Annotated in this window: 16 protein-coding genes; 14 read left to right on the forward strand and 2 right to left on the reverse strand. The window is 37.6% G+C overall.

Going from position 1 to position 18,108, the window contains the following annotated elements; all coding sequences use genetic code 11:
- The first annotated feature begins 221 nt into the window (after positions 1-221).
- The 14 genes from MLE13_RS00110 to MLE13_RS00175 all read left to right on the forward strand — a co-directional run bounded on the left by MLE13_RS00110 (position 222) and on the right by MLE13_RS00175 (position 15,613).
- Positions 222-3,512, forward strand: coding sequence for an ATP-binding protein (locus tag MLE13_RS00110; RefSeq protein WP_240747451.1), 3,291 nt, complete (start codon positions 222-224; stop codon positions 3,510-3,512).
- Positions 3,513-3,530: 18 nt separating this feature from the next.
- Entirely contained in the window at positions 3,531-4,226 is a 696-nt protein-coding gene (locus MLE13_RS00115) for a response regulator transcription factor (protein ID WP_240747452.1), read from the forward strand.
- Positions 4,227-4,427: 201 nt separating this feature from the next.
- A complete protein-coding gene (locus MLE13_RS00120) occupies positions 4,428-5,216 on the forward strand; it encodes a YveK family protein (protein WP_240747453.1) in 789 nt (262 codons plus the stop codon).
- Positions 5,188-5,853, forward strand: coding sequence for a CpsD/CapB family tyrosine-protein kinase (locus tag MLE13_RS00125; RefSeq protein ID WP_346429141.1), 666 nt, complete (start codon positions 5,188-5,190; stop codon positions 5,851-5,853). Before MLE13_RS00120 ends, MLE13_RS00125 begins: the two co-directional genes overlap by 29 nt.
- Before the next feature lie 33 nt (positions 5,854-5,886).
- The gene (locus tag MLE13_RS00130) at positions 5,887-6,822 is read left to right on the forward strand and encodes an SDR family NAD(P)-dependent oxidoreductase (RefSeq protein WP_240747456.1); all 936 of its coding nucleotides are present in this window, start codon (positions 5,887-5,889) and stop codon (positions 6,820-6,822) included.
- Between the two features lie 18 nt (positions 6,823-6,840).
- The gene (locus MLE13_RS00135) at positions 6,841-7,344 is read left to right on the forward strand and encodes a sugar-transfer associated ATP-grasp domain-containing protein (protein ID WP_240747457.1); all 504 of its coding nucleotides are present in this window, start codon (positions 6,841-6,843) and stop codon (positions 7,342-7,344) included.
- Between the two features lie 106 nt (positions 7,345-7,450).
- Positions 7,451-8,737 carry a nucleotide sugar dehydrogenase gene (locus MLE13_RS00140; protein ID WP_240747458.1) on the forward strand — a complete coding sequence of 429 codons (1,287 nt, stop codon included), beginning with the start codon at positions 7,451-7,453 and terminating at the stop codon, positions 8,735-8,737.
- Positions 8,738-8,862: 125 nt separating this feature from the next.
- Positions 8,863-9,192, forward strand: coding sequence for a hypothetical protein (locus tag MLE13_RS00145; RefSeq protein WP_240747460.1), 330 nt, complete (start codon positions 8,863-8,865; stop codon positions 9,190-9,192).
- A gap of 50 nt (positions 9,193-9,242) precedes the next feature.
- A complete protein-coding gene (locus MLE13_RS00150; RefSeq protein ID WP_240747461.1) occupies positions 9,243-9,920 on the forward strand; it encodes a hypothetical protein in 678 nt (225 codons plus the stop codon).
- A 125-nt stretch (positions 9,921-10,045) separates the two neighbouring features.
- On the forward strand, positions 10,046-11,032 hold the full coding sequence (locus MLE13_RS00155; protein WP_240747463.1) for a LacI family DNA-binding transcriptional regulator: 987 nt from the start codon (positions 10,046-10,048) through the stop codon (positions 11,030-11,032).
- Positions 11,033-11,119: 87 nt separating this feature from the next.
- Entirely contained in the window at positions 11,120-12,394 is a 1,275-nt protein-coding gene (gene hisD / locus MLE13_RS00160) for a histidinol dehydrogenase (RefSeq protein WP_276323755.1), read from the forward strand.
- Between the two features lie 143 nt (positions 12,395-12,537).
- The gene (locus tag MLE13_RS00165) at positions 12,538-13,467 is read left to right on the forward strand and encodes a 3-hydroxyacyl-CoA dehydrogenase family protein (RefSeq protein WP_240747464.1); all 930 of its coding nucleotides are present in this window, start codon (positions 12,538-12,540) and stop codon (positions 13,465-13,467) included.
- A 10-nt stretch (positions 13,468-13,477) separates the two neighbouring features.
- Positions 13,478-14,242, forward strand: a complete 765-nt coding sequence (locus MLE13_RS00170; protein WP_240747465.1) for an SDR family NAD(P)-dependent oxidoreductase — start codon at positions 13,478-13,480, stop codon at positions 14,240-14,242.
- Between the two features lie 126 nt (positions 14,243-14,368).
- A complete protein-coding gene (locus MLE13_RS00175; protein ID WP_240747466.1) occupies positions 14,369-15,613 on the forward strand; it encodes an NAD(P)-dependent malic enzyme in 1,245 nt (414 codons plus the stop codon).
- A gap of 103 nt (positions 15,614-15,716) precedes the next feature.
- Here MLE13_RS00175 and MLE13_RS00180 read toward each other — a convergent pair whose 3' ends face one another.
- Together MLE13_RS00180 and MLE13_RS00185 are read right to left on the reverse strand one after the other, a co-directional pair.
- Positions 15,717-16,463, reverse strand: coding sequence for an ABC transporter ATP-binding protein (locus tag MLE13_RS00180; RefSeq protein WP_240747467.1), 747 nt, complete (start codon positions 16,461-16,463; stop codon positions 15,717-15,719).
- A gap of 1 nt (position 16,464) precedes the next feature.
- Positions 16,465-18,096: an ABC transporter permease gene (locus MLE13_RS00185; RefSeq protein ID WP_240747468.1), complete on the reverse strand. Its 1,632-nt coding sequence runs from the start codon at positions 18,094-18,096 to the stop codon at positions 16,465-16,467.
- Between the last annotated feature and the right edge of the window lie 12 nt (positions 18,097-18,108).

Below are 18,108 nucleotides of genomic sequence, written 5' to 3' on the forward strand. Positions count from 1 at the left end.
AACGAAATAAGTTTTCTTTTAATATGAAAAATGGTATGCTTTTGTTAAATCGTAAATCCCATTAAAAATACAAATAATGGTCTTTATTGTAATTATATAGCACCTTACCAACTCTTTTTAATAGTAATAAGGTGCTATATATATCCTGAATATTAAGGATTGAAAAAAAATTTACTATATGACTTAAATAATAAGTCTTTCTAAATAGTTGAGGTGAGAAAATGAAGAAAAGACATCCGAAAACTTCTATGATTATTCAGCTTTTTTGTGTTTTTTGGATTTTTTTCTTTTTTCTCGAAACTGAAAAAACAATTAGCGCGAACAGTAGCGAAGGATCTACACAATTAAATTCCACTATCAGCAAGATCTCTCTATCAGAAAATCTGCAGATTCTTAAAGATCCAGAAGGAACTTATGAAATCGAAGAACTGTTAGAACCTCCCGGAAGTTGGAAGTTTGTTCAAAATGAAAAGAGCGTTCCCAATGGCGGATTTTCTTCCGATGTTTATTGGATAAGGTTTACTGTTGAAAATGATTCGGAAAACGAAGAATGGCTACTAGAGCTTGCGAACACTTTTGTCGATAAAGCAATTCTGTATTCCCCAGAACCGTCTGGGGAACACACTTCGATTGTATTAAGCAATGGCCAGTCAGGTTCAGAAGGTGTTTATTCAGAACATCCTCCTGTTTTTAAACTGATTTTGCCGAATAACAGCAGCAATACATTTTTTATGAGAGTTGAGTCGCAAGGAGGCATGCATCTTCCTTTAACAATTTGGGAACATACGGCGTTCAACACAAAATCTAACCAAACAATGGTATTAATCGGATTAATCAGCGGACTATGCCTCATTTTTTGTTTGTGGTGCATTAAATGGTATAGAACTTCTCAACAAGTTAGCTTTCTTTATCTTATCTTTTTAGCGTTTTCAGTGCTAGTTGCCTCTTCTTCTTGGAAAGGGTGGAGCTTTTCCTCTATTTGGCCGGATGTAGAATGGTGGTATGGACAAACTATTTTAGTTACTTTCGGTACAGTAAGTTTAATGTTTTTCTTGCTCACTAAAGAACTTTTGGCAAATATGTTTGAATTGTCCTGGCTTTCAAAGCTGACTAAGGTGACAGGAGTTTATATCTTATTTTCATTCGTCCTTTCTTACTTTACGTATACAGTTGCAAGTGCCATGTTATTTGCATTGGCTACTCTTGCGGTATTGGTGTCTTTAAGTACTGCTCTGTATGCTTGGAATAAAAGAATTTCTTATATTAATCCATATGTTGCAGCGTTATTATTATCCATCATTATCCTCGTTGTTTCCTTTTTAACTGCTGCGGCAATTTTACCTTATGTTGAAACCGTTCAATATCTCCTTTGTTTCTGTAGTTATCTAGTTATCTTGCTTATTGCAAAAGCATTATTCTCTAAAGAAAAAGAACAGCTTGAAAAAAATGAACAGCTTGAACATCAAGCAAATGAACGTCAATTAATGAAAATAGAGGCGCTCAAAAATGCTAATAAACGAAAAGAGGAATTATTGGCATACACATCAAATGGATTAAGAACGCCTCTTTATGGCATGATCGGCATTGCAGAAACACTCCGAGCATCAACTAATGGAAAAATTACACCTACTATGATGAATCAATTAAATGATTTAGTGACAAACGGTAAAAATATGGCGCATTTAGTAAATGAACTTCTCGATTCTTCAAAACGCAAACTAGATTTTTCGCGTATTCAAGTTGAAGCTCTTGCGATTAATGAGTTATGCAACGAAGTTCTAGCACTTTGTCGTCCTCTGATTCAAACAGAATTAGTAACGCTTTATCATACTGTTCCATCTTCATTGCCTAAAGTAGTTGGGGATGCAGATCGATTGCAACAAATTTTATATAATCTAATCGACAATGCTATTCGTCATACGCATGCAGGAGAGGTTGTCGTTTCAGCTCGTGTTTTAGGAAAAGAGCTAGAAATTTTAGTGAAAGACACAGGGGTAGGGATAAAAGAAGAAAGAATTCCAACGTTATTTGAATGGGATATATCGAAGGAGAAAACGTTCGAAAATCATGGCATGGGGTTGAAAATCGCTAAAAACTTAGTCGAACTTCAAGGTGGGAAATTAAAAGTAGAGTCACAGGAGGGGATAGGTTCACTATTTACCTTTACCGTACCGGTATATAAAGACGATGGTTCTGTACAATTCATCAATAATTACGAGTCAATCACTAAGGAAATGACAGCTCCTCAGCTAGCCGCTTCCATTTTGAAACAACGTTCATCTAGTAAAGAGTTGCATATTCTTGTAATTGATTCTGAAGAAGTTAATCGCATGGTGTTAATCCGCCAATTACTAATAGAAGGTTATCAAGCAATAGGCGCAGAGGATGGACAAACAGCAATGCATCTATTGTCATATAAACCAGTGGATTTAATTGTGATGGATGGATGCTTAACCGATATGACCGGTGATGAATTGTGTAGACGAATACGAGTAGAATTTACTTTGACAGAGCTGCCGATTTTAATGTTATCAAATGTAGATAGTCTCCAGGAAAAAAAGGAAGCTTTTATAGCCGGGGCCAATGATTACTTACTAAAGCCTTGCGATAAAGAAGAGTTTTTACTCCGTGTCGGAACTCTAGCGAATACGAGTAGCTTAACGCAGGAAATCAGCAACTTGAATTATTTTCTTGAGCGCAATGTGAAAGAGCGGACAATGGAGCTAGAAATTACCAACTTGAATTTGTTAACAGTCAATGATGAAATACAAGAAATTGAGAAATCTAGAAATGAAATGTTATCTGCAATTTCACATGAATTAGGCACACCGATTACTTTGATCCATAGTTATATACAAGCAGTGAAAGAAAGTTTAATAGAAGAAAATAATCCACGTTATTTGGATATGATTCATAAAAAACTATTACTCTTAGAACGCCTCACGGAAGATCTTGTAGAGTTGACCGAATACAAGTCAGGGCACATGACATTGCGTTTTGTAGAAAGAGACTTGGAGGGTTGGATAACGAGGCTAGCGGAATCTATGGCATCTGACGTCACACAAAGTGGACGTGCTTTTGAATTTTTAGGCACAGAAAATCAGGATGGTATTAATCAGTCATTGCTAAAAGTAGACTTAGATCGACTAGACCAGGTGATATCTAATATTCTATGGAACTCTGTTAAGCACACTTCTGCTGAAGATGGAAAGATTACATTGTTGATTGAAATTTTAGCTAAGAATAACGACAATGCCATGTTAGATGAAGATTGTGATGGAGAACTGTTTATTCGAATTGCAGATAATGGCTGCGGAATTAAGAAAGAATCATTACCTCATATATTTGAACGGTTTTATAAAATCAATAGTTCTGCTAACTATAAAGGGAGTGGACTTGGATTGGCGATTGCGAAAGAAATTATTTTGGCGCATAAAGGAAAAATTTGGGCAGACAGTGCAGAAGGACAAGGAAGCGAATTTATCATTGTGCTGCCGTTAACTTTTCAGTAAAGGAAAGGAGGAAGACAGATGAATGCTGCAACTATAATGATTGTAGAGGATGATGAAGGTATCCGCGAGCTGTTGCGTTTATTTCTTCTTAAAAAAGGTTATGGAGTCATCCAAGCAGAAGATGGGTTTCAAGCATTAGAGTTATTGGAAAAAGAAAAGCCCGATCTTATTTTACTAGATGTTGAAATGCCGGGCATGGATGGGCTGGAAGTATGCAGAAGAATTCGTCTGAAAACCACTTTGCCTATTTTATTTGTCAGTTACCGCAAAGAGTTGGTTTATAAAATTCAAGGGCTCGAAGCTGGTGGTGATGATTATATTACGAAGCCTTTTGATTTTAATGAGTTGGAGGCTCGTATGCGCGCAATTCTTCGGAGAAATGGTTGGAGAAATAACGTGGAAGATCAACTGACCATTTTAAAGTACAAGGACCTCCATATTCATGTAGATTCTCGTGAACTTTATTTGGAAGGAACTCCAGTAAAGCTTTACCATAAAGAATTTCAGTTATTGCTGCTACTAGCTCAGACGCCAAATCGTGTCTGGACGGCTGAACAATTATATGATCAAGTATGGGGCTATTACTCTGAAGGTGATGTGCAGACAGTTAAAGTGCATATAAGCAAATTACGGAAAAAAATTGAAAAAGATCCGGCAAATCCGGAATTTATTCAAACAGTTCGAGGTTTTGGTTACAAGTTTATATGGGAGTAAAAGCATTCGGTTTGTAAAAACCGAGTTCTTTTTTATTTATCCTGATTCTTTTGTCATTTATAGTGAATCTAAAGAACTATGATTTACGGTAAATGACTATTTTTTTCCTTTTTATTTGAATTTTTAGATTATTTAACGTTTATTTAACCTTCGACTTTTAATATACTAGTTATAAAGGATGAACCTTAGGAGGATTTAGTTATGGAGAGTACATTCAATCTGAATAAATTCCTGAAAGTGATGCACAAAAGAAAAGCGTTAATCATTTTTGTTACTCTCGCTTTTGTGGTGTTTGCTGCAGTGGCGAGCTACACCATTATGAAACCAGTTTATAAAGCGACCACGCAAATTTTGGTCAACCAAAACACAGTTAGTAGCCAAGATGTTAACAGTCTTGATATTAATACCAATCTTCAATTGATCGGAACGTATAATGTCATTATTAAAAGTCCAGCAATTTTAACTACTGTCATTGAAGAGTTGAAACTTGATGAAACGGCTCAATCATTAACAGAACGAGTTACGGTTACGAATATTGAAAGTTCACAAGTCGTAACATTATCTGTTGAAGACTCTTCTATGAAACAAGCTGTGATTTTAGCTAATACGATTGCAAAGGTTTTTCAAGAAGAAATTCAGCAAATGATGAAAGTTGATAATGTCAGTATATTAGCCACAGCAGAGATGACTGCAAGTCCAAAACCGATTCGTCCAGATCCTATTTTTAATATGGCGATTGGGGCAATTGTTGGCTTGGTTTTTGGAGTGGGTATAACATTGATTTTGGAACAATTAAATACGACGGTTCGTTCAGAAGAGGATATTGAAGAAATGACAGGACTTCAAGTATTAGGAATCGTTAGTCCTGTAGACAGCAACTTGAAAATGGAAAAGCCATTAAATTTATCAGATAGATTGGAGAAGGATAATTATGCGGACAGCGAACAAGACAAAAAGATTAATGCCACGAAAATTGGTGGTTCGTACTAATCCACATTCAATTGCAGCTGAACAATACAGAACAATCCGAACGAACATTAACTTCTCAATGCCTGATTTAACTTCGAAAATCATTTTGTTCACATCTGCTTCAAAAGAAGAAGGTAAATCAACGACTGCTGCTAATATGGCCATTGTTTTTGCAGAAACTGGAAAGCGAGTCTTGTTAATTGATGCAGATATGCGACGTCCAACACTATTTAGAACCTTCCAATTAGGAAATAATACAGGTCTGTCTAATTTACTGTTGGGAAAAGGTACTTTGAAGCATTCAGTTAAAGCGAGTGGAATTCCGAATTTGGATTTACTGATGAGTGGACAAATTCCTCCAAATCCAGCTGAATTACTGGAGTCAGATACTTTGGATGAACTAATGGGGGAGATGCGAGAATTATATGATTATGTTCTCTTGGATTCGCCGCCAATCTTATCTGTAACCGATGCTAAAATTTTAGCGAACAGATGCGATGGAACTGTCCTAGTTGTGAATACGGGGAAATCAGAAAAAGTAAGTGTTGAAAAAGCACGAGATTCTTTAGCAACTGCGAAAGCATTTATTTTAGGGGTCGTTTTAAATAATTATCCGTTAACAAGCGAAAATTATTATTACCATAATTATAATGATTGATGAAGCTGACTCAAAAGGAAAGGAAGAAAACGTATGAAGATCGATAAACGACATATACGCAAAAGTCTTCATCGTTCTCAGAAGACTTTCCTTCTTGCTTATCGGCAGTTCCGTACGTTTGTGTTGGAAGGGTTTGAACATTTCGAGCAAATATTCGAGCACAAAAGATTATCAAAGATGGAACACATTACAGGGAAAGTCGTGATGATTACCGGCGCAGGAGGAATGATTGGTTCAGAAATCAGTCGTCAATTGCTGGGATTTTCTCCTGAACGTATTTTACTAGTTGGGCATGGCCCGCAATCGATTTATACAGTGGAGCATGAGCTAAGACAGCAATTAGGAGATCAAACAGAAATCATACCTATTATTATTAATATTCAAGATAAAAAAAGAATTTTTGAAGTTGTTGAACGGTATACGCCAGATATTATTTACCATACAGTGGGTAATCACCAAATTGATTTTACAGAAGAACAATTTGCTGAAGCTGTGTACTCGAATGCGCTCGGGACAAATAATGTTGCAGAAGCAGCGAACCGATATCACGTGGGTGTATTTGTTCAAGTATCTTCGGAACAGGCTGGAAATCCAATTGATTTACTAGAAGCTGCCAAAAGATTATCAGAAGTTATTGTCGAGAGTATTTCGCAAACCAGTTTAACAAAGTACATCATTATTCGACTCCCTGGATTTTTCTTTACTGATCAATTGGCATCAAAGTATTATCCAGTATTTGAGCAGCAAGTAGAAGTTATTGCTGCAGTTCAAAAAATTCTTCAGATTGGCGGCATAATTACGGCATTCGACAAAGGAGACTTAACTCAACACAAAAATAAATTTGTTTATACAGAACTTCAAAAACAAAAAGAACTAAGTCAAATAGATATGGCACGTCTATTAAAAAAACTGAAAACAGCCTCTCAGGATGAAATGCAAGAACTTGTAATATCGATTATTAAGCAATAAAAAGAAAGGGTGGGAGAAATGGGAGCAGAAAAATATCATAATGAATATCTTTTCGAAGAAGTTTTTGGAAGACATGTGCCATTCCAAAATGACGATATGATAGAACAACATCCCTTTTTGAACAAAATTTATCCCTATGCGTTGAATATCATCCATTTGGTGACGTATTGCGAAAATAATACTGTTGCAATGCTGTCAGGTAGTTTAGAAATGGGGACTGTTGATAGCAACGATGGATTTGAAGAGCAAATTGGAGAAGTTTCATGTGGTTTGGATCAGGAAGGGAACTTGAAACCATATGCGTATAATTTGAAAACCCTTCAAAAAATCGACAAGCATCCGCAAACGCGCTTTGTTTTTGCGGGTAGTAAAATCCCACATTTTGATCAACTCAAGGCTTTTGCCATTGATCTTCACATTAAAAACAAAGTAGACGATGTGATTTCTTGGAAGTTTGCATTAGATTCAAGAGGACAAGCTATTTTAATCACGTGGTTGTTGGAAAAAGAAAATTTACTTTAGTATGGAATAATGTATATCTACTAAAAATTGAGTGAAATCTGAACAAAGAGCATGGGCAATCCGAATAGCTCAATGGAAGAGTAGGTAAAGGGGGAAATCTGTCACTATGTTGGACAATCTGAAAATAGCAGTAGTTGGATTGGGTTATGTCGGATTGCCCGTAGCGGTTGCTTTTAATCAAAAATATCCAGTTACAGGCTACGACATAAGTACAGCCAGAATTCAGGCATTAATGCTAGGTGTAGATCATACACATGAAATAAGCTGTGAAGAACTTACGAAAGCAACAATTGCTTTTACAACTGATTCTGCAGATTTACAAGATGCAGGTTTTATCATTATAGCTGTGCCATCAGCTCTGGGTGAAGATCAGTTACCAGATTTGTCTGCTATAAAAAAAGCGAGTAAATGCGTAGGAGAACATATGAAAAAAGGCGCGGTAGTGGTCTACGAAACAATTGTTGGGCCTGGAATGACTGAAGAAATCTGTATTCCCTTACTAGAGAAGTATTCAGGGTACGAAAATGGGAAGGAATTTTTTGTAGGCTATTCTCCTGCAAGAACATTACCCGGAGATAAAAAGAATAACTTCAAGACTATGAAAAAAGTGGTTGCCAGTCAAAATGAGGAAGTAACAGAGTTTCTTGCCTTAGTGTATGGCAGTGTAGTGAATGGTGGCATTTATAAAGCACCTTCTATTCGAGTTGCTGAAACAGCGAAGTTGATTGAAAACATTCAACGAGATGTTAACGTAGCTTTGATGAACGAACTAGCATTGATTTGTGAGCGTTTAGAAATTGATACACAAGCGGTGTTAGCGACAGCAGGAAGTAAACGAGATTTCGTGAAGACTATGCCCAACTTAGTAGGTGGACAAGAGATTGAACTCGCATCATTTTATTTAACGGATAAAGTGAAAACGCTTGGACATAGCTCTCAAGTCATCTTGCCAGGACGAAAAATTAATGACGGAATGGGACAGTTTATTGCACGAACCTTGATGAAAAAAATGATTCAAGAAAATATCATGTTAACTGAAGGGCGCGTTATTATTTTAGGACTGTCTTTTAAAGAAGACGTTCCTGACTTACGTAATTCTAAAGTAATAGACATTGTTAAAGAATTAAAATTGCATGGTATTGATGTTCAGTTAGCCGACCCTTATGCATCTGCAGAAGATGCTCAAAGTTATTACGAAGCGGACTTACTATCCCATCAAGAATTAAAACCAGCACATGCAGTTGTTTTAGCTGTTCCCCATAAAGCTTACAAGGACAATAGTTGGAAGCAGTTTGAAGACTTATTAATTGGGCACCAGGGAATCGTCTTTGATATAAAAGGGGTTTTAGAAGAAGCGAAAAAACCGGGAAAAATTCATTTGTGGCGCTTATAATTGTACCTGTAACCATTCGAACTCTCTACTTAGGGCAGGGAGTTTTTTTGTGTTATAGAGCTCAACTGTTTTTTCAGAAGAGCGGAAGGGTATGGAATACTATAGAACTAAAGGAGGGCGAAGTTATGGAAATTGTGCCGAAGAAGGATTTGCTAAAGGACGGTTACGGAAATTATTACATGGTATCTTATGCTTCTAAAAAGTCGTTGACGATTGTAAATGCGGCAATGTATCATGCATTCAACCAAATACTAGACGAAGAACTTGTGAAGAAAGTAAAAGCAAAATACCCGAATAATGTAGCTTGTGGAAAATATTTTGCTGATTTAGTTCATGAACAAGTTGAACAAATGAACAGTTCCGAACAATCTGGAACTATTTACGATATTGAAGATGTGAAAAAGGAATATGATTTGCACATGAAGCCTTTATATGACGATTCATTTCATCTGTAAAAAGCATTCGATAATCATGTATACGACTTTTCTAAAGGAGAAGATTCGATATGCAGAAGCTCATTGCTTTTATTTTATCCGTGCTGTTACTATTGGTAGCCTGTGGTACAGAAAGTTCAGAAGAACCAAATTCTCCAGACGAGGATGGTAAGTTAACGGAAGAAGGCTCAGAGAATGGAGAAAAACCTGAAGAGCAGCCGGCTGCTAATGTAGATCCACATGACTTTTTTATGCCAGATGCTTCTATAGCTACTTTTCTTGGAGAAGGGAATGAATACGCGAGTTTTACACTTCGGACCGTTTATATGGATGATCAGCATATCGCTACTTATGAAGACAACGGAGGAACAGTAATATTGAAAGTTTATAGAGTCGGCGAAAATGAAGTAGAACTAGTGAAAGAGCAAGCCGAGTTTTATGAGGATTTTGTTGCAAGTTCGGATGAGTTAGAAGCATTACAACCAATTCGAACGTATTTAACTTTGCCGTTAGAAGTAGGAACGGTGATTGAAGATTGGACAGTTACTGAAACAGCTACGACCGCTAAAACGGCTTTTCAAAACTTTGAAAACGTCAGTGTTCTTGAAAGTGAAGAAACCGAAAACACGATTAACAAAACTTATTTCGCTGAAGGATATGGTGAAGTAAAGCGTGAATTTCGAATGCAAGAAGAAGGACAACAAGAGTTTGTCGTGACTTCTGTTCTTGAAAGTATTGATCTTGAATGAAACAATAATTTAAAAAGCTTGCCAAGTAAATGGCAAGCTTTTTATCCGTGACAAAACTACAAGTGCCAGTTATGTGAATTTAAGGTAAGCTAGAGAGTAAGAATAGGGGAAAAGGGTTGAAGTGAATGAAATCCACAATTAATGCGAAAGACGTTGCAAAGCTCGCGGGAGTATCACAGTCATCTGTTTCACGTGTTTATTTTGAAGGTGCGAAAGTATCCAAAAAAACACGGGAAAAAGTATTGGCGGCAGCTGAAGAGTTAGGTTACCGACCAAATGAATTTGCCAGAAGTTTAATTACGAATCGAACAAAAATTATTGGCTTGGTCATGAAAGGAGTTCAAAATCCTTTTTATCCACAAGTTTTGACTCAATTTACTAACTCATTCAAACAACATGGTTATAGCGTTTTGTTTGTTCATACGAATAGCGATGAAATACAAACTGAGGATATTGAAACTTTGCTGAACTATAATGTTGCGGGTGTTGTTATTACCGATGCCACAATGTCTTTAAATGTGGCAGAAAGTTTTAAAGAAAATCAAATTCCGCTTGTATTCTTCAACCGTAAACTTAGCCGCTCCAATTTTTATTCGGTTTGCTGTAATAACTTAAATGCTGGACGTGCGATTGCTCAATATTTGATCGCGGAAGGGTTAAAAAACGCAGTATATATTTCCGGCAATGAAAATACATCAACTAGTTTAGAGCGTGAGCAAGGTTTTAGCGAAGTACTAGAGGAACATAAAATCAGCTATACAAAATATGTGTCAGATTATACGTATGAAGGTGGCTACAAAACTGCACTTACTATTAGCGGGAAAGGTAATTTACCTTCAGCTTTTTTTGTGGCGAATGACATTATGGCTTTAGGCGTATTAGATGCTTTGCGAAAACAAGAAATTCAAGTGCCAGAACAAGTTAAAGTAATAGGGTTTGATAATATCAGTATGTCTTCTTGGCCAGCTTATGAACTGACGACATGGGAACAGCCAATTGAAAAAATGGTGGAAGAAACGGTGAACTATTTACTATCCGAAATAGCTGAATATACAGGTTTAGCAGAATCTGTTGAACTAGATGGGGAGTTTGTAAAACGGAAAACAACGTAAAAGGTATTGACATTCTCTGAAAATTCCCATATTATCTAAATAGTTTCACTTTTGCATACGTATTCATAAAAGGGAGGAATTAATATAATGAAAATTTTTAAAGCGGGTAAATCACAAGAGGAAGTAAGTGCTAACGACACAAAAGTTTCGCAAATTGTCGCAGAAGCATTACAAGCCGTTGAAACACAAGGGGATAAAGCGGTACGTGAACTTTCCGAGAAATTTGATAAATGGGAACCAAAATCTTTTCGGTTATCTCAAGACGAAATAAATGAAATCGTTTCCAAAGTACCGAATGATGTGATTGAAGACATTAAATTTGCTCAAAAAAATATTCGCGAGTTTGCAGAAGTTCAACTAGCTTCTATGAGTGATGTGGAAGTTGAAAACATTCCAGGTGTTATTCTTGGTCATAAAAACATTCCAGTTAATAGTGTAGGCTGTTATATCCCCGGTGGACGTTATCCAATGGTTGCATCAGCTCATATGAGTGTTTTAACGGCAAAAGTTGCTGGAGTTAAGCGTGTTATTGCATGTACACCACCAATTAATGGAGAGATTCCAAACGCAACAATTGCGGCAATGTCACTAGCCGGAGCAGATGAAATTTATTTGCTTGGCGGAATTCAAGCAATGGCAGCGATGGCTATTGGAACTGAAACAATCAAATCAGTGGACATGATTGTTGGACCCGGAAACGCATTTGTAGCCGAAGCAAAACGGCAACTATATGGCCGTGTTGGTATCGATTTATTTGCTGGACCAACAGAAACTTTAGTTGTCGCAGATCACACGGCTGATGCTGAAATGGTAGCAACAGATCTTTTAGGTCAAGGTGAGCACGGACCAACTTCACCAGGCGCATTAATCACAACTTCAGAAGAATTGGCAAATGAAACGGTTAAAGAAATCGAACGTCAATTAGAAACATTAGCAACGGCAGACGTGGCTCGTGTTTCATGGGATGATTATGGACAAATATTATTGGTAGATTCAATCGAAGAAGCACGTATTGAGGCAGATCGCTTAGCTTTTGAACATGTTGAAATTTTGACGGAAAATCCGGATTACTTCCTTGAAAATATGACGAATTATGGTTGCTTGTTCCTTGGGCCAGAAACGAATGTAGCATACGGAGATAAAGTAATTGGAACAAACCACACATTACCCACAAAAGGTGCTGCTCGCTATACTGGCGGATTATGGGTTGGAAAGTTCATTAAAACTGTTACATATCAAAAAGTAACACCAGAAGCGAGTGCTTATATTGGTGAATATGCAGCACGGTTGTGCAAACTTGAAAACTTCGCAGGGCACGCCGAACAAGCACTCCTCAGAGTAAGAAGATACGGTAATAAATAAATTAATGTGAAAACCCAACTTATTTTAGCTCATTTACTGTTTTTATGTTTAGATATACAAGCCGAATTTGTCCAAGATACTTAACGGTAAGAGTATTATTATTAGTTTGTACTTAAAAATCAAAAGATGGAGATGTGCAACTGATGGAGAAAATTTCAATTCTTGGAGCAGGAACGATGGGACACTCTATTGCCTTGTCAGCAGCTTGGGCAAACCAAGCGGTAAATGTATATGGCATTAATGAGCAAGATCTTGAAAGTGCGGATAAAGGTTTGAACAATAAACTCAACGTAATGATTGAAAATGAATTATTTTCTGCTAATCAAGCAAAAGAAATTAGAGAACGTATTAAATTTACGACTTCTCTAGAGAATGCCGTTTCAGATGCTACATTCATAATAGAAGTTGTTCCAGAGATTTTAGATTTAAAGAAAAAATTATACACTAAATTAGAAACCATAGTAGACGACGAAGTCGTAATTGCTAGTAACACTTCAGGATTTAAACCAAGTTTACTAGCTGCTGATATGAGACGACCTGAACGTTTTGTCGTCACGCATTTTTGGAATCCGGCACATCTTATCCCCTTAGTTGAAGTGGTCAAAGGTGAGCGCACGGATGAAGCAACAGTCGAACGAGCAATGGCCGTTTTAGATAAGATGAACAAAAAAGCAGTGGTATTACAGAAAGAAATTCCTGGGTTTATCGGTAACCGACTGCAATATGCATTATTCCGTGAAGCACAATCCTTATTAGATGCTGGAGCAGCTTCTAAAGAAGATATTGATGCGGCAGTGACTTATAGCATTGGCCGTCGATTGCCTGTTACAGGACCGTTGATGTCGGCTGATATGGGAGGTCTAGATGTCTTCTCGGCAATTTCAAATTATTTATTTGAAGATTTATCGACAGATCAACGTTCAGGTAAAGTTCTGACTCAACTAGCAGCTGACAACAAACTCGGCGATAAAACAGGTGAAGGATTTTATTCCTGGGAGACTGAAGTTTCAGCGAAGATAAACGAAGAGCGGGAGCAAATGCTAATTTACTTCTTAAAAAATGATTTGAAATAGGAGGGGTAAAATGAGCGCGTATTTTTCAGAACTCGAAAAAAAGACCGTTGTTGTTACAGGTGGTAGTAAAGGAATTGGTAAAGATATCGCCATAACGTTTGCCAAGCTAAATGCCAATGTGGTGATATCAGGTAGAAATGAAGCTGTACTTGAATCAGTTCTAGTGGAACTTAGAGAGCACAATCCGAAATGTATTGCTGTTTCAGGTGACTTAAGCAATATTGCAGAAGTCCGCAAGCTGATCGACAAAGCTGCGTCAGAATTTGGCACCATCGATGTTCTAGTTAATAATGCTGGTGTCAATATTGCTAAACCTGCTATGGAAGTGACAGAAGAAGACTGGGATACTGTGCTCGATTTGAATTTGAAATCTGCATTTTTTGCAAGTCAAGCAGCTGCTAAATATATGCTTGAACAAAAAAGTGGGCGTATTATCAATATTGCTTCTCAAATGGCTTTTGTTGGTTATGAGAAGCGCGCCGCATATTGTTCAAGTAAAGGTGGTCTAGTGCAACTAACAAAAGCATTAGCTGTTGAATGGGCAAAGCAAGGCATACGCGTGAATGCAGTGGCACCAACTTTCATTGAAACTGAACTGACTGCTAAAATGTTTGAAAATGAAAAATTTAAAAACGATGTCAATAATAGAATCTTACTTGATGGTTTGTCTCAGCCGGCAGACATTTCAGGGGCAGTATTGTATTTAGCATCTAACTTAGCTAATTTTGTAACCGGTGAAACGATTAAAGTTGATGGGGGCTGGACCGCTATTTAAATTGTCTCAAGACTTTAATGCTTTATCCGCCTAAAGTCTGAATATTAGTCAAATTAATTGAAAACTCTTTCAATTATCTCAATACCCTTTATAATGAACAATTATGAACCTAAGGAGATGAGGCAAATGTCCAATCTAAAAAATGATTCGCTACAATTGCATAGAACGCATCAAGGAAAACTGGAGATTCGTTCAAAAGTAGCGGTAGAAAACGAAAGGGACTTAAGTCTCGCTTATTCTCCAGGAGTAGCGGAACCGTGCAGAGAAATCGCGGCTGATCCATCGAAAGTTCACGATTATACGATGAAAAGCAATATGGTCGCAGTTGTAACAGACGGTACAGCTGTTCTCGGTCTTGGCAATATAGGTCCACTTGCTGCACTGCCAGTTATGGAAGGAAAAGCGATTTTGTTTAAGGAGTTTGCAGGCGTAGATGCATTTCCTATCTGTTTAGATACAACAGATGCAGAAACCATTATCCAGACGGTAAAATTACTTGAACCAGGTTTTGGAGGCGTCAATCTGGAAGATATTTCTGCCCCAACTTGTTTTATTGTGGAAGAACGTCTAAAAAAAGAAATGGGTATTCCAGTGTTTCATGACGATCAACATGGCACAGCTATTGTTACACTAGCAGGCTTGATCAATGCATTGAAATTAGTTGGAAAAGATGTACAGGAAACGAAAATAGTCGTTAACGGTGCAGGAGCTGCAGGTATTGCTATTGTCAAATTGCTAAGTAAATTTGGCTTTGCCCATCTGATTATGTGTGATACAAAAGGAGCTATTTATAAAGGGCGCAAAAATGGTATGAATCCATTTAAAGCTGAAGTAGCTGAAATGAGTAATTATGAGCGTAAAGAAGGTCTACTAGCAGATGTGATACAAGGAGCAGATGTCTTTATCGGCGTATCAGCTGAAGGAGCATTGACTGAAGACATGGTCCGGATGATGAATAGCGATGCTATCATCTTTGCGATGGCAAATCCGAACCCTGAAATTCTTCCACATTTGGCAAAACAGGCTGGAGCACGAGTTGTTGGAACAGGGCGTTCTGACTTCCCGAACCAAGTAAATAACGTTTTAGCTTTCCCAGGACTCTTTAGAGGGGCTTTAGATGTATTGGCTACCGATATCAACGATGCCATGAAAATTGCTGCAGTCGAAGCGATAGCGGGCTTGCTGGAGACAGATGAGTTGCATGAAGGTTACGTGATTCCAAAACCATTTGATTCACGTGTAGCTTCAGCTGTAGCTGCGGCAGTTGCTAAAGCTGCTATCGAAACAGGAGTTGCACGAAAAACAATTGCAACAGATGACTTAAAGCAAAAAACAGTCAGTTTATCGGCAGTTGGCGAAAACCAGAGTTAAGAGGAAACCATCCGGGAAAACGGATGGTTTTTTTGTGTGTTTCATTTTAGATTTAAAAAAATAGCCAACACAGCTTTCTTTTAAGAAGGCGTGTTGGCTATTTTTAGCTATGAACTAATTCTTTTGCTTCTACAGTAGGAAATGGTTCACTATGACCTTCTTGACGGTAAACGTCGAGTAAATCACATGGGCGTCCGATAAAATCCGTTTGCCCATTTTTGATTTTGACAATGCGGTCAGCCAAAATGTGAGCATCTTTTTCATCATGCGTAACAAAGATTGACGTGATATTGGCTTTTTTTAGAATATCACGTAATTCTTTCCGGATCTTCTCTTGCAGTTCTGCATCCAAATTACTGAATGGTTCATCAAGCAAGAGAAGATGAGGGTTTGGTGCAAGCGCTCTAGCAATCGCTACACGTTGTTGTTGTCCACCACTCAGTTGATGTGGATAACGATTTTCATACCCTTGCAATTCAACAAGTTCCAACACTTCTTGGAGACGTTTCTGTTTGGCAGACTTTTTCATGCGAAACAGTCCAAATAAGATATTATCAGCAACCGTCATATGAGGGAAAAGTGCATAATCTTGAAAAACCATGCCGATGCCACGCTTTTCGGGCTGTATAAATGTTTTATTATCACAGAGAACTTGATCTTGAATTGTTACTTTGCCAACTGAGGGATTTTCAAGTCCGGCAAGAAGACGAAGAACCGTACTTTTTCCGCTTCCGCTTCGGCCAAGAATGGAGATAACTTCACCTTTTTCAATCTGTAAAGAGAAATTATCAAGTGCAACAGCTTTTGTATTTGGATAAGAAAAACAAAGATTTTCAATGGTTACGAACATATTAATCCAACTCCTTTTCCAAAAACTTGTAGAAGACCATAATTGCCAGAGCACTAATACCAACTATCAATAAGGAAGCTTGAGAAGCCTCCATGATTTTTTCGTCGCTGGCATATTGGAAAGCTTTCGTCGAAAGTGTATCAAAATTAAATGGCCTTAAAATTAAAGTTAATGGAATTTCTTTTAATACATCGATAAAGACTAGAATAAATCCGCTAATGATTGCGCCTTTCATCATCGGCATATCTACTTTAAAGAATGTTCTTGTTAGTCCTGCTCCTAAAAGGCGAGAAGCATCTTGGAAATCCGTACCGATCTTATCATAACCGGTCTCAATCGAACTATAGCCAATGGCAAAAAATCGGATAATATAAGCAGTAACGAGCAAGATAAGACTAACACTGAGTACAAGCGTCGATTTTGTGCCCACTAACTGATACAGTGGGGCTAAAAAATTATCCAATGCTACAAAAGCAGTTACGACTGCAACTGCGATAACAGCTCCAGGAATAGAGTAACCGAGAACAGTCAATTTTGGCAACAATTTAGCAATTCTGCCATGCACAAGTCGTGCAAAGTTACCGACAATTAATGAGAACACAATAATGGTAGCAGCACTAATACCTGCCACGAACACTGAATTTTTTATATAAGATATAAACTCATCTAGAGGGATAGTTCCGAAAGTTAATATCGTCCAGTCGATCAATTGAATTACTGGGATAAAAAAGCCTAATGCTAATATTGAAAAGCCATAGCCGGCTGCTGCAAATGCTTTCCAACCAGTTAACCGAATTAGCGGCAATGGACGTACTTTAGTGGAAGAATAGCTGTATTGACGTTTCCCACGAAGAATTTTCTCAATCAGCAAAATGATGATAACAAAGCCCATTAAAGAGGCGGCTAGTTTAATCGACGTTTCAATATCACCTAAGCCAAACCAGCTTTGGAAAATCGCTGTCGTAAACGTTTGGATGCCGTAATATTTTACGACGCCGTAATCATTCAATACTTCTAAGATGACTAAACTGGCACCTGCAATAATCGAAATGCGTGAAATCGGAACAACCACTTGGAAAAACGTTCGCCAAGGGCCTTTTCCTAGAAGTCGCGTACTTTCAATAAGTGAAGCGGATTGTTGAGAAAGAAAAACTTGTGTAATGGTGTAAACGTAAGGATACAAGAAAACCGTATAGATAAAAATGGCACCCGGTAAATTCATGATGTCAAAGTATACAGGATTGAGTTCCATATTAAACTGTCCACGAAGTGTTGTCTGGATCACCCCGGTATAATTGAAGATTCCATGATAGGTATAAGCTCCGATAAAAGGAGGAATAGAAAGAGGTAAGATCAAAGCCCATTTTAAAAACTTTCGGAAAGGAAACTGGTACTGGGCAATCAGCCAAGCTAAACTCAAACCGATGAAAATCGTTGAACCTGCTGTAGCAACAACGAGGATCAAGGAGTTTTTGACAAACGACCAGAGGACGAATTCTTTCATATGCTCCCAATTTTCATTAGAGGGGGTGAATAAACCTGTCACAATTGTCATGTTCGGCAAAAACAGTGCAGCTATAATAACAATGGCTGCAACCGTCCAAATATTTATATTAGCGAGTCTTCGTTGCATAGAATTAGTCAC

Source organism: Planococcus halocryophilus, from assembly GCF_022489025.1.
GTDB classification, from domain to species: Bacteria; Bacillota; Bacilli; order Bacillales_A; family Planococcaceae; genus Planococcus; species Planococcus halocryophilus_A.

What these genes read in the sequence shown, in the direction of transcription:
- MLE13_RS00175 (WP_240747466.1), top strand. Translation starts at nt 14,369, where the DNA reads ATGTCCAATCTAAAAAATGATTCGCTACAATTGCATAGAACGCATCAA.
- MLE13_RS00165 (WP_240747464.1), top strand. Translation starts at nt 12,538, where the DNA reads ATGGAGAAAATTTCAATTCTTGGAGCAGGAACGATGGGACACTCTATT.
- MLE13_RS00180 (WP_240747467.1), bottom strand. Translation starts at nt 16,463, where the DNA reads ATGTTCGTAACCATTGAAAATCTTTGTTTTTCTTATCCAAATACAAAA.
- MLE13_RS00125 (WP_346429141.1), top strand. Translation starts at nt 5,188, where the DNA reads ATGCCACGAAAATTGGTGGTTCGTACTAATCCACATTCAATTGCAGCT.
- MLE13_RS00185 (WP_240747468.1), bottom strand. Translation starts at nt 18,096, where the DNA reads ATGCAACGAAGACTCGCTAATATAAATATTTGGACGGTTGCAGCCATT.
- MLE13_RS00115 (WP_240747452.1), top strand. Translation starts at nt 3,531, where the DNA reads ATGAATGCTGCAACTATAATGATTGTAGAGGATGATGAAGGTATCCGC.
- MLE13_RS00145 (WP_240747460.1), top strand. Translation starts at nt 8,863, where the DNA reads ATGGAAATTGTGCCGAAGAAGGATTTGCTAAAGGACGGTTACGGAAAT.
- MLE13_RS00110 (WP_240747451.1), top strand. Translation starts at nt 222, where the DNA reads ATGAAGAAAAGACATCCGAAAACTTCTATGATTATTCAGCTTTTTTGT.
- MLE13_RS00130 (WP_240747456.1), top strand. Translation starts at nt 5,887, where the DNA reads ATGAAGATCGATAAACGACATATACGCAAAAGTCTTCATCGTTCTCAG.
- MLE13_RS00150 (WP_240747461.1), top strand. Translation starts at nt 9,243, where the DNA reads ATGCAGAAGCTCATTGCTTTTATTTTATCCGTGCTGTTACTATTGGTA.
- MLE13_RS00170 (WP_240747465.1), top strand. Translation starts at nt 13,478, where the DNA reads ATGAGCGCGTATTTTTCAGAACTCGAAAAAAAGACCGTTGTTGTTACA.
- MLE13_RS00140 (WP_240747458.1), top strand. Translation starts at nt 7,451, where the DNA reads ATGTTGGACAATCTGAAAATAGCAGTAGTTGGATTGGGTTATGTCGGA.
- MLE13_RS00135 (WP_240747457.1), top strand. Translation starts at nt 6,841, where the DNA reads ATGGGAGCAGAAAAATATCATAATGAATATCTTTTCGAAGAAGTTTTT.
- hisD (WP_276323755.1), top strand. Translation starts at nt 11,120, where the DNA reads ATGAAAATTTTTAAAGCGGGTAAATCACAAGAGGAAGTAAGTGCTAAC.
- MLE13_RS00155 (WP_240747463.1), top strand. Translation starts at nt 10,046, where the DNA reads ATGAAATCCACAATTAATGCGAAAGACGTTGCAAAGCTCGCGGGAGTA.
- MLE13_RS00120 (WP_240747453.1), top strand. Translation starts at nt 4,428, where the DNA reads ATGGAGAGTACATTCAATCTGAATAAATTCCTGAAAGTGATGCACAAA.